The following is an 11,208-nucleotide window of genomic DNA, read 5'->3' on the forward strand; positions in this document are numbered from 1 at the left end:
TTACTCTGCCCGGGCCGGGGATTCCAGCCCGGCGAATCGGCTCAGAGGCCGAGTTCGCGAATGCGGATCTGACGGGCGCGGGTCAGGATGGCGTTTTCCACAGCGCGCACGGTTTCCGCGCTGGCCGGGCCGTTACGCGTGACCAGCGCCACGTTGAGCGAGCGCGCATCAAGCGCGGCGTCGGTCACGGCGATGGTGGCGCGGTAGGGACGGCCACCGCCCGGCGGCGTGCCGAACCCGGTCGAGATCACGCCCGAGAACGGGTCGATTTGTTCAACCGGCAGGAAGTCGAGCACTTCCAGCGACGCGGTCCAGATATAGCGGTTCACGGTGAGAACGGTCGAGGGATCCTCACGGCTGGCAAACAGATCCCAGATCGAGGCAGTCGAGCCGGTCTCAGCCATCCGCTCTTCCAGCGCATAGTCGCGGGCTGTCCGTTGGTCGCCCGCGTCGCCGCGTCCGCCCAGTCCACACCCGGCCAGCGCGACCGAAAGGCCCAGTGCCGTCATCGTCAGTGCCGCCGATCTTGCCGCCATCCGTAAGTCCACCCCTTTTGAGGTTCGCGTGTTTGTCCGGCCGCATGATCCTGCGCGCTATCATCCCGCGCAAGGCAGCCCAGTCGCGGCCCTATCTATCCGAGGGGCGGCACGCGAACAAGGCATTTGCGGGCACAGGGGCCGGAACGGCCACGGCATCGGCAAACAAACGCGCCGACTGTTACAGCCGTGCGCCTGCGCGACTCATGTGTGTGGCAGACACCGGCGCGGGATCAGCGCTGGCAGACCACGTTTGCGGCGCGTTCGGGGCAAGGGGTGCACGGGGTAGGGGCTTGTAGTCACAGGCTTTGCTGGGGTCAAAACCGTGCGTGGCAAATCTGCATCACAAAACGTCAGAGTTAGAACGCCGCTGACCGCCGACTTGCAATGAAAGGTCGAAGGCGGGAAACAGGCTGTGACCCAGCTTGCTGACAAGATGGGCACGATTTTGAAAAACGAGGGAAACCATGAACAAGATTCTTCTTGCTTCGACCGCCCTGGTGCTGTCGGCCGGTCTGGCCCACGCTCAGGCTGTGACCATCACCGGCGAAGGCCGCATGGGCATTCAGTATGACGACTGGGGTGTTGCTGGCGGTGGATTTACCGCTGCAGACAGCTGGCGCCAAGAAAACCGCCTGACCCTGAACTTCAACGTTTCGGTTGAAGCTGATCATGGTCTGACCTTCGGTGCTTGGAGCCGCGCTCGCATGCAGTCCGGCGGCCTCGGCGTTGCAAACCAGGGCGTGTTCTCGGGTTCGCGCGTTTGGGTTGAGTCGAACGGTCTGAAACTGACCTTCGGTAACCAAGACGGCGCTATCCGTGGTGCTGGCACCGCGATGGGCTATGCTGGCGGTTGTGCCGTCGGTTACGAAGGCGGTCAGATCTGTGCTGACACCGCTGGCGTTCTGAACGTGTCGCAAGGCCAAAACTCGACCGGCTCTGACGACGTTCCGATGGCTCGTATCGACTACACCATGGGTTCGACGCGCGTCGCTCTGTCGCATGGCCGTAACGCCGCGACTGAGTTCGGCATCCGCAGCACCTTCGACGCGTTCACCGTCGCTCTGGGTTACTCGAACGGCAACGGCACCAACGGCACCTACGGCCTGCCGCCGATCGCAGGCGGCTCGCTGGCCGCTGCACTTGACGATGTTACGACCATTTCGGGTTCGTACAACGGTGGTTCTTGGACCGCTGCCGTCATCGTCGCTCGCATCAACGTGGACAGCGTCAGCTTCGTCCCGACGGGCCTTGCTCCGGTTGCGATCGCTGGCCCGATGTCCTGGACCAACTGGGCTCTGCAAGGCAGCGTTCAGCTGGGCGGCGGCACCATGTATGGCTACGTCGGTGACTACTTCGACGGCACTGCCTATGGCTTGAACTATGCCTACTCGCTGGGTGGTGGTGCTACCGTCACCGTCGGTGCTGAGCGCGCGACCGACCTGTTCGGCTCGGGTATCGACCACACCACCGGTTCGGTCGGCGTTGCCTTCGTGTTCTGATACGGTTTAACACCGAATCGGCAAAGAGCGGGCTTCGGCCCGCTCTTTGTTTTTGCCGCGCCGGTCCTTTTGGATCCGGCGCGATTTTCATGAAGAACGTGGCGCACGACCTCCGATTCCAAGCGCCGCTCACCAGCAGATTCCTCAACCGCGCGTGGGATTGATGTGAGTCGGGCAAAATCAGGTGTATGGCGGCCTGCCCATACAAGCGGCAGATGCGCAGGCCGAAGAGGTGCGTTGCGGCTATCGCAGGCAGTTTCAGGTCGGGCGGGCATGCGACTATTGCTGCAATGCAACATGTTTTGTCGTTTTTTCCGACCCGACAGACAAGCGCTGCCGTTCGAAGGTCAAGAGGCGTAAAACAAAGTTCAGGCAAAGAAACCAACTGTCACGAAACGAGTACATCATGAAAAAGATCCTCCTCGCCTCGACCATGCTGATCGCGACCGCTACGATCGCGAACGCTCAGGCTGTCACCATCTCCGGCGAAGGTCGCATGGGTATTCAGGCGCTGCGTGCGTTTGGCACCACCATCTGGACCCAGGAAAACCGCCTGACGCTCGATTTCAACGTTGCCGTTGAAGCCGATCACGGCCTGACCTTCGGCGCCTGGTCGCGCGCTCGCATGAGCTCGGGCTGGCCGGGCACGGCTGGTGCTGGCATCTTCTCGGGTTCGCGCGTTTGGGTCGAATCGAACGGCCTGCGCCTGACCTTCGGCAACGCTGACGGTGCTATCGCAACCTCGGGTACGTCGCATGGCTGGCTCGGCGGCTGCGGTGTCGGCTACGAAGGTGGCCAGATCTGCGGTGACACCGGTTTCCTGGACCGCGTTGCGCACGTCGAAAACTCCAACGGTGCAAACGCTGCCCCTCAGGCGATGATCACCTACAGCGCAGGTGACTATGCCGTCGCCCTGTCGAGCCAGCGTGGCGTTTCGACCGAAGTTGCGGGCCGCTACACCTTCGGCGCCATCACTGTCGCCGCAGGCTACAGCGACTCGCGCATCAGCAGCGCCAATGACTTCTGGACGATCTCGGGTCACTACGATGGCGGTTCGTGGGGCGTTGGCGCACTGGTCGCCGACATCAACAACTTCACCAACTGGTCCCTGTCGGGTACGGTCGACGTCTACGGTGGCCACGCCTACGGCTATGTTGGCGAAATCTTCGGCCTCAACACCTACGGCCTGAGCTATGGCTACGACCTGGGCGGCGGCGCGACCCTGACCGCCGGTGCCGAATACATCGACGTCTTCGGCGGTGTGACCTCGGGTTCTGTCGGCGTTGCCTTCACGTTCTGATCGGTCAGTCAACTGACAGTGCAAAAGAGCGGGCCTTGGCCCGCTCTTTCCATTTTGTGATCGGCGGATCATTGCGCAGGGCGTCACGGGTTGTTTCGCTGACGCCCGCAGATGTGGTAAACTTGACCATCAAGACAAAGAGAGCCCCGTTGATGCGTCGTCTCCTTCCCGCGATCCTGATTCTGAGCGCCGCGCCTGCAGCTGCCGAGGTGTCGCATCACATCGAAGGCCGCTTTGGCGTTGCCTATCATGCCACCGGAAACGGTACTGGCACGACGCAGCCGTTGTATGAGGGGCGCTATACCTCGACCTTCAGCCACACCGCCGATAACGGTCTGACCTTCCGGTTCGAGCTGGGCGTTGTCGTCGGCAATATCCCCGATCGGGGCGAACGTGCCAGCCGCGACTCATATAGTATCGGTCTGGGCGCGACGGACTGACGGCTTCCCTTTCACGCCTGCCTGTGGCTTGGTGTCCGAAAACGGAGACGCCATGACACTCGATGCCATCACCAGCCGCTTGCGAGACGCCGAAACCCGTGCCGGACGTGCCGAGGGGTCGGTCACGCTGATCGCTGTGTCGAAAGTGCAGCCTGCCGAGCGGATCGAATCCGTGCTTGCCCAAGGGCAACGGGTGTTTGGCGAGAATCGCGTGCAAGAGGCACAGGGCCGCTGGCCCGCGTTTCAGGAGCGGTTCGAGGGCATCTCGCTGCATCTGATCGGGCCGCTACAAACCAACAAGGCCCGCGCTGCGGTGAGCATGTTTGACGCGATCCATTCCGTGGACCGGCTGAAGCTGGCCGAGACCATCGCCCGTCTGGCCGATGAAGAGGGGCGGTGCCCCGAGCTGTTCGTTCAGGTGAACACCGGCGCTGAACCGCAGAAAGCCGGTGTTCTGCCGGACGAGCTGGAACGGTTGATCGCTTCGGTTCGTGCGCTGTCTTTGCCGCTCAAGGGTCTGATGTGCATCCCACCGGCGGATCAGGACGCGGCAGTGCATTTCCGCCTGCTGGCCGCGCTGGCGGCGCAGAACGGTCTGGAGGGGCTGTCGATGGGCATGTCGGATGATTTCGAGGTCGCCGTTGAGCTGGGCGCAACCCATGTGCGCGTGGGCTCGGCGATCTTTGGCGAGCGGGTTCCGCCAAAAGGGTGAGCGGGTGGCGCGCTTCGGGGCCATCGAGGCCCCTCAGCGCGCGTGGGGGGCGCTGCCCCCCACGGCCTTGCGGCCTCCCCCCGGGATATTTTCAGCATAAAGTTGGGGTCAGGGGCGCACGAGCAGGCGCGCGCCGGGCGTGAGGCGTCGGGCGATCCAGAGGAGGTCTGCGCGCGCGAAGGCGATGCAACCGGCGGTGGGGTAGCCGGGGCGACGCCAGGTATGCAGGAAGATGGCCGAGCCCTTGCCGGGGACAGCGGGGTGCATGTTCCAGTCGGTGATCAGGATCAGGTCATAGAGCGGGTCGGCGCGGCGCAGCGTCTCGTGGCTGGCGTTGAGTGGCGCGCGGACGGGTTGGTTGTAGGCACCGTGTGTGGGGTCGTCGCACCACAGGGCGCCAAGGCCGATCGGCGTGGCCCAGCGGGGCAGGGTGTGGGCCGGGATACGGTCGGGGCGGTAGAGCAGGCCGGTGATGCGGTGCTCGCCGGCAGGGGTCGCCAGGTCGCCCTCAACCTTGTCGCGGGTGATGCCGCTGCGCCCGATGGTACAGGGCAGGGTGCGCCCGGCAAAGCGCAGGCCGGTAGGGGTGAGGACAAGATCGGTGGTGGTCATCATGGGGCGGCTTTGAGTGTTGAGAACCAGAGCTGATCGAGGGCATCGACGGCGGCGGGATCGAAACGGGATTCTTCTTTCCAGTATTTGCCCGACGCGACGATGTAGCCCAGCCGCGCCTCTTCCGCGAGCGCGGCGGTGAGGGGTGGGGGCGTGATCGGGCGCAGAGTGGCCACTGTGTCCAGCGTGGCGCGGGGAAAGACGAGGCGGCTTTCGTCGTCCGAGAGGTTCACGCAGGCGCAGCCCTGCGCGGCGGCGAGGAGCATGAGGCGGGCGGATTTGGCCTCGAGGCTGCGCAGCGAGATGTCCTTGCGCAGCGGGTCGGGCGTACCGGTGCCGTAAAAATGTGTGGGGCCGGTGTCAGGATAGACCATGTCGCAGCCGAAATAGGCCAGCACGCGCGGTTTGAGCGCGCCAAGCGCCCAGTAACCGGCGGTGAAGCTCATCGTGCCGCCGGCATAGACGAAACCGCCATAGCCGTTCTGGATCGGCACATAGGCGTCGGAGCGGATGATGCTCTGGCTCGCGCTCGGCGTTGCGGGCTGTTGCTCGGGCGGGAAATCGTCGGGGTGGATCAGGAAATCCCAATCCGGGCGCACCCGCCAGGCGTTGTTGATCGCCACAATCTGTGTGAAGGGCGCGCGGGGCCAGTCAGCGGCGCGGTTTGCGCTGGGGCCACTGCCGAGCACCAGCACCACGCCGCAGCTCACAGCAGGTGCCCGGATTTCGCGGCTTTGGTCGCGAGATAGGCGGCGTTCTCGTCTGTCTGGCCGACCTTGAGCGGAACGCGCTGGGTCACGTCGATGCCGCCCTTCTGCAGCATCGCCACCTTGCGCGGGTTGTTGGTCAGCAGGCGGACCTGTGAGAAACCCATCTTCTTGAGCAACTCGGCACCCAGGCGGAAGTCGCGCTCGTCATCCTCGAACCCCAGCCGGTGATTCGCCTCGACGGTATCAAAGCCCTGATCCTGCAAGGAATAGGCGCGCATCTTGTTGGCCAGACCGATGCCGCGTCCCTCCTGATTGAGGTACAAGAGCACGCCCGAGCCCGCTTCGTGCATCGCGATCAAGGCGGCATGCAGCTGCGGGCCGCAGTCGCATTTCAGCGAGCCGAGCACATCGCCGGTAAAGCAGGCCGAGTGCAGCCGGGCCAGCACCGGGGCGTCGCGCATCGGGCGGCCTACCTCGACCGCGTAATGCTCGACCCCGCCGTCCTGCGGGCGAAAGACATGCAGCCGTCCGGCCCCGGCCAGACGCATCGGCAGGCGGGCGGCGATGACGGGGGAGAGGCGGGTCTCAGGGGTGTTGGTTTCCTCGGCGCTGAGCGTGGTCAGGCTGTGGCTGCTGGCCAGATCGGCAGCGGCGGGCGCAACCACCACGACGGCGGCGGGCAGCAACTGTGCCGATTTCACCAGCCGGATGGCAGCGCGATGCAGCGCCGCCGGCCCGTCGCGCTGGGACAAGAGCGGGCCTTTCATCGGGTGGGTCAGGTCGTCGGCGGGATCGGCCAGCGCCTCGATCCACGCGACGCCCACATCCCCCGGCAGCACGATCCGCGCCACATCGCCGTCATAGGCGCGCGCCTTCAGCGTCGCGGCGCGGTGGGCGGTCAGCGCGACAACCGGCTGCCCGATCGCGCGCAGATCGGCGAGGCGGGCGGCGTCAAGCGTCTCGGCGGCACCAACGAGCGCCGAGGACGCGCCATCAGTCAGCACGACGGGCAAGCCCATACGCAGGTCGGCGCGGGCACGGTTGAGCCGTTCGAGCGGGCTGGGGGTCAGCGACATGAGGGGCCTTGCTGAAACATTTGCCCCTAGGATGTAAGACAGGACGGGGGAAATTGAAACATTCCCCGGTAAACCGACACGACCGCGTGACAAATCGTGGCTTTGCTTGAACAAACCCGCCCGCGCCCACAGTTTAATCCGTGAATGACCTGTGAATTTGAGGCCAAAGCAATGTCGAAACTGAACAAGATCCTGCTCGTCGACGACGACGATGACCTGCGCGAGGCGCTGGCGGAACAGCTGGTCGCAACCGAAGACTTCGATACGTTCGAGGCGGGCGATGGCGCCGCCGCGATGGAACGTGTGCGCGATGAGCAGTATGATCTGGTCATTCTGGACGTGGGCCTGCCCGATACCGACGGGCGCGAGCTGTGCAAGCGGATGCGCAAGGCGGGGGTGAAATGCCCGATCCTGATGCTGACCGGGCAGGACTCGGATGCCGACATGATCCTGGGGCTGGACAGCGGCGCCAATGATTACATCACCAAGCCGTTCAAGTTCCCCGTGCTGCTGGCCCGCATCCGCGCGCAGCTGCGTCAGCATGAGCAGTCCGAGAACGCGGTGTTCCAGCTGGGCGACTATCAGTTCAAGCCCGCGCAGAAGATGCTGGTCGATGCCAAAGAGCGCAAGATCCGGCTGACCGAGAAAGAGACCAACATCCTGAAATTCCTCTACCGCGCGCCGGACGGACTGGCCCCGCGTGAGGTGCTGCTGCATGAGGTCTGGGGCTATAACGCCGGTGTCACCACGCACACGCTGGAGACCCACATCTACCGCCTGCGCCAGAAGATCGAGACGGACCCGTCGAACGCGCGCCTGTTGGTGACCGAACCCGGTGGATATCGGCTGGTGCCGTAAAAAAAAATTAGGTCGGGCGTCGTTTTGTTGCCCGATTCACCCCAGATTAATGTCTGTCAGCGAGACTTGATCTCAGGGTGTTCCTCCCTCCCTCCCTCGCGTGTTGGGGTTATGACACGAACCTCCCTGTTGGACTGGCCCGGGCTCCCTCGCCCGGGCCTTCTTTTATTTGGCCGGTTGGGGTGTGGGGCCGGGGGTTGGCGCGAAGTCGATATGCGGCAGGGTCAGCGCGAACTCGATACGCAGGCCGGTGGCGGGGTCGCTGACAGACCCGGCCAGATCCAGATCATTGCCCTGCACCCGCGCGCGCTGGACGGCGATCTGTACATCGGACACGGCATGGGCCGCGCCTGCAGGCGGGATCATCGTGCCGTCGCGCCCCTGACCGTTCTCCACGGCCAGCCCGATGATCCAGTCGCCCTCGGGCCCTGACGCAAGGAAATGCACGCTGAGCACGCCGTCGTAGGAATTCCACGACGAGCGATTACCGAGCGTGGCGGGGTCGATGGACAGCGAAAGCCGCTGGCCGTCGCGGATCAGCGTCACCGTGGCGGGTGTGTCGGCTTGCGCAGGCAGCGCAAGCGCGAGGCTGGCGGCGAGCAGAAAACGGCGGGTCACGGGCATGGCGGCCTCTCAAGCGGGTTTCTCAGGGCGTGGCGGACGTGTAGACCCATGGGATCAGCCACGGAGATATCATGACCTTCACCCTCGCCACCTGGAATATCAATTCTGTCCGTCTGCGGGCCGGTCTGGTTCAAAAACTCCTGACCGAAGAAGCCCCCGACGTGCTGTGCCTGCAGGAATGCAAGAGCCCGGTCGACAAGATCCCGGTCGAGCTGTTCGCCGAGCTGGGCTATGGTCACATCGTGGCGCGGGGGCAGAAGGGCTATAACGGCGTGGCGATCCTGTCGCGGATGCCCTTGCGGGATGCGGGACATATCGACTGGTGCGAAAAAGGCGACGCGCGGCATGTGGCGGCCGAGCTGGAGAACGGTGTGGTCATCCACAACTGCTACGTGCCCGCGGGCGGGGACGAGCCGGACCGCACGATCAACGAGAAGTTCGGTCACAAGCTGGATTTCGTCGCCGAGATGCGCGACCGGTTCCGGGAGTCGCTGCCGGCCAGGTCGATCCTTGTCGGCGATCTGAACATCGCGCCGCGGGAAGACGACGTCTGGAGCCACAAGGCGCTGCTGAAAGTGGTCAGCCATACCCCGGTCGAGGTTGAGGCGTTCGAGGAAGCCCGCGCCGCCGGGGGGTGGGTGGACATCACGCGGCAGGACGTGCCCGAGGGGCAGCTCTATTCGTGGTGGTCCTACCGGGCGAAGGACTGGGATGCGGCGGACAAGGGGCGGCGGCTGGATCATATCTGGGCCAGCGCGGATATCGGCGCGGCGGGGCATTCATCGCGGATCCTGCGGGCGGTGCGGGGCTGGACCCAGCCCAGCGACCACGCGCCGGTGCTGGCGACGTTTGATCTGTAAGGGGGATGGGTGTCCCCTGATGGGAGATTTCTCGGGTCGTTGAAAATCAAGCACTTGGGTGGTGCGATTAACCTGTCCTTAGGGTTTTGGCCGGGGACACGGGCCCGCGCGGGGGCTTGCGGGGGTGGTCTGGCTGCCCCATGCTGCCGGTCGGAGGGCCAGCGATGACCGACGCGGAAAAGGCCTATGAACGCGCGAAGGAGCTGATCGCTGAGGCGAAGGCCGAGGGGGCGACGCGGCTTTCGTTTGATCACGAGGACACGCGTGCGCTGAAGGTACTGCCGCGCGAGATTTCGGAACTAACAGCGCTCCAAAGCCTCAGCCTTGATCATACGCAAGTCAAAGACTTGGCCCCACTTACGGGACTGACCAACCTAACAGAGTTAAGGCTGGAAAGCACAGGTATCATGGACCTGTCTCCGCTACGCGGACTAAGTGCTCTGACTAAGTTGTGGCTGGAGCTAAAAGGGAAGAGGCGCGGGCAACATCAACAAATAGACGCAACAAAAGATGGCTCCAAGCTACCGGCGGGGACTGGCAAAAGCGTCGACATAACAGGCATGCGGGTGCTCGCAGCTGATGATAACGCTACTAACCGCATGATCCTAAGGGCGATGTTGCATCAACTCGGTGTCACGACGCACGTGGTAAGTGGCGGCAACGAAGCTATTGAGGCCTATAGGGCAAGCTCGTTCGACCTTTTGATCATCGACATAAATATGCCCGATCGCGACGGAATCGATGTCATGCGTGAAATCCGTGCGATGGAGGCGGCACGCTCTATTGTAGGATCGAATGCACCGACCAAGATGTTGCCGATAGTCGGTTTTGCGGCCAACATGATGTGGCATCAACGCGAAACCTATCATGAGGCGGGCTTCGATGATTGCTTGGTAAAGCCGTTGCAAATGGGTCCGTTGCGCGAAGTACTTTCGTCACTGATCGCAGATAGGGGCAGGCGCACGTCTCCCAACTCAGTGCCATTGCGCGACGAACTCGTTGCCCCGCAGCCCCCTTCCACACGTCCTGCTCCATTGCAGGCAGGTATTAGCGGTGGGCGGCTGGTCAGGGCCGGGGGCAAGGCGCTGCCTAAGGCGGATCCGTTGGTCCGGGCCGAGGCCGGGTGGCGGGCGCTCAGGGCGTATCGCGCGACCTTTGGCAGCGCCTTCAATCTGCACAACCATCATCCGCTGGGGGCGTTCCTTGATGCCTTTGACATGGCGATGGGGGACCGGTTCGATCCTGAAAATTCAATCCTGATCGGCGCGATGAGTGGCGGGATTATTGCCTTGGCCGGAAATGGCGAGTTCTGCGGGCAATTGCCGGTCGGGGCCGAACCGTTGTTGCGGCAGTTCGCGGCGCAGTTGCAGACCTATCTCAACCGTTTTCCGGATTGGACGGCGTATCAGGAGGATGCGGCGGGGGGCGAGGACAACACTGCCAGTGCCGCCGAAAGCTTCGAGGCGCTGGACGAGGATTTGCAGGCCAGCCCCGACACGGACCGCGATGTGGCTGAGATCTATGACATGCAGGTCCGTGCCGCCCTTGACCCCCAGAGCGCGGAGGGGACGCGCAAAGGCCTTGTTGCCTCGACCGGCGAAGTCACGCGTGCGCTTGCGGAGAAAGCGCTGGACGAGGTCAGGAGTGGGCAGGCGGTGCGCGGGTATGTCGGCTCAATGGACAAAGTGCACGATGCCGAGGCAGCGAAGGTTGGCTGGTACGCGGGCGGATTTGCTGTGGTGTTTATCCAGCGCCGCAAAGCGCATTTCAGGCGTCTTGCCGACACGTATCCAAGCCGAATGGGGTGGTTGCACGGGGTGCTCGACTACCTTTTCGGGGCTGAGCGCGACTGACCTGCGTCCACGCAGCTAGCTGAGAAAGCGCGGCGGAACTGGAGGCCGTGAGCTGCTCCCCAAAAATCGGACAGTGACGGAAGCTACGATCTGACGTCTGCTGGTCTCCAAGAACGAGGAGATCA

At 63.7% G+C, this 11,208-nt stretch carries 12 protein-coding genes; 7 read left to right on the plus strand and 5 right to left on the minus strand.

The window, feature by feature from the left end; genetic code table 11:
• Window positions 1-41: 41 nt before the first annotated feature.
• Window positions 42-536: a DUF3576 domain-containing protein gene (locus EAE28_RS16370; RefSeq protein WP_127108193.1), complete on the minus strand. Its 495-nt coding sequence runs from the start codon at window positions 534-536 to the stop codon at window positions 42-44.
• Between the two features lie 467 nt (window positions 537-1,003).
• Between EAE28_RS16370 and EAE28_RS16375 the strand changes: the two genes are divergently transcribed.
• From EAE28_RS16375 to EAE28_RS16390, 4 genes are all read left to right on the plus strand, one after another.
• Window positions 1,004-2,038 (plus strand): porin, encoded by a 1,035-nt coding sequence (locus EAE28_RS16375; RefSeq protein ID WP_127108195.1) that lies wholly within the window; start codon window positions 1,004-1,006, stop codon window positions 2,036-2,038.
• Between the two features lie 406 nt (window positions 2,039-2,444).
• Window positions 2,445-3,338, plus strand: a complete 894-nt coding sequence (locus tag EAE28_RS16380; protein ID WP_127108197.1) for a porin — start codon at window positions 2,445-2,447, stop codon at window positions 3,336-3,338.
• A 152-nt stretch (window positions 3,339-3,490) separates the two neighbouring features.
• Window positions 3,491-3,778: a hypothetical protein gene (locus EAE28_RS16385; protein WP_127108199.1), complete on the plus strand. Its 288-nt coding sequence runs from the start codon at window positions 3,491-3,493 to the stop codon at window positions 3,776-3,778.
• Window positions 3,779-3,830: 52 nt separating this feature from the next.
• A complete protein-coding gene (locus tag EAE28_RS16390; protein ID WP_127108201.1) occupies window positions 3,831-4,490 on the plus strand; it encodes a YggS family pyridoxal phosphate-dependent enzyme in 660 nt (219 codons plus the stop codon).
• Window positions 4,491-4,598: 108 nt separating this feature from the next.
• Here EAE28_RS16390 and EAE28_RS16395 read toward each other — a convergent pair whose 3' ends face one another.
• From EAE28_RS16395 to ribA, 3 genes are read right to left on the minus strand one after another with little or no spacing between them, the layout of a single operon-like run.
• Complete coding sequence (locus EAE28_RS16395) at window positions 4,599-5,102, minus strand: L,D-transpeptidase family protein (protein WP_127108239.1); 504 nt, start codon at window positions 5,100-5,102, stop codon at window positions 4,599-4,601.
• The gene (locus tag EAE28_RS16400; protein ID WP_127108203.1) at window positions 5,102-5,812 is read right to left on the minus strand and encodes a hypothetical protein; all 711 of its coding nucleotides are present in this window, start codon (window positions 5,810-5,812) and stop codon (window positions 5,102-5,104) included. Before EAE28_RS16400 ends, EAE28_RS16395 begins: the two co-directional genes overlap by 1 nt.
• Window positions 5,809-6,888 (minus strand): GTP cyclohydrolase II, encoded by a 1,080-nt coding sequence (gene ribA, locus EAE28_RS16405; RefSeq protein ID WP_127108205.1) that lies wholly within the window; start codon window positions 6,886-6,888, stop codon window positions 5,809-5,811. The genes EAE28_RS16400 and ribA overlap by 4 nt, the downstream gene beginning before the upstream one ends.
• A 171-nt stretch (window positions 6,889-7,059) precedes the next feature.
• Here ribA and EAE28_RS16410 point away from each other — a divergent pair, with 171 nt between their 5' ends.
• Window positions 7,060-7,746 carry a response regulator transcription factor gene (locus EAE28_RS16410; RefSeq protein WP_127108207.1) on the plus strand — a complete coding sequence of 229 codons (687 nt, stop codon included), beginning with the start codon at window positions 7,060-7,062 and terminating at the stop codon, window positions 7,744-7,746.
• A gap of 165 nt (window positions 7,747-7,911) precedes the next feature.
• Here the strand turns inward: EAE28_RS16410 and EAE28_RS16415 are convergent, their stop codons facing one another.
• Window positions 7,912-8,370 carry a hypothetical protein gene (locus EAE28_RS16415; RefSeq protein WP_127108209.1) on the minus strand — a complete coding sequence of 153 codons (459 nt, stop codon included), beginning with the start codon at window positions 8,368-8,370 and terminating at the stop codon, window positions 7,912-7,914.
• Window positions 8,371-8,441: 71 nt separating this feature from the next.
• Between EAE28_RS16415 and EAE28_RS16420 the strand changes: the two genes are divergently transcribed.
• Both EAE28_RS16420 and EAE28_RS16425 read left to right on the plus strand, forming a co-directional pair.
• Window positions 8,442-9,230 carry an exodeoxyribonuclease III gene (locus tag EAE28_RS16420; RefSeq protein ID WP_127108211.1) on the plus strand — a complete coding sequence of 263 codons (789 nt, stop codon included), beginning with the start codon at window positions 8,442-8,444 and terminating at the stop codon, window positions 9,228-9,230.
• A 164-nt stretch (window positions 9,231-9,394) separates the two neighbouring features.
• Window positions 9,395-11,083, plus strand: coding sequence for a response regulator (locus tag EAE28_RS16425; RefSeq protein ID WP_164736671.1), 1,689 nt, complete (start codon window positions 9,395-9,397; stop codon window positions 11,081-11,083).
• Window positions 11,084-11,208 lie beyond the last annotated feature (125 nt).

The sequence above is a fragment of the Pararhodobacter zhoushanensis genome, assembly GCF_003990445.1.
GTDB classification, from domain to species: domain Bacteria; phylum Pseudomonadota; class Alphaproteobacteria; order Rhodobacterales; family Rhodobacteraceae; genus Pararhodobacter; species Pararhodobacter zhoushanensis.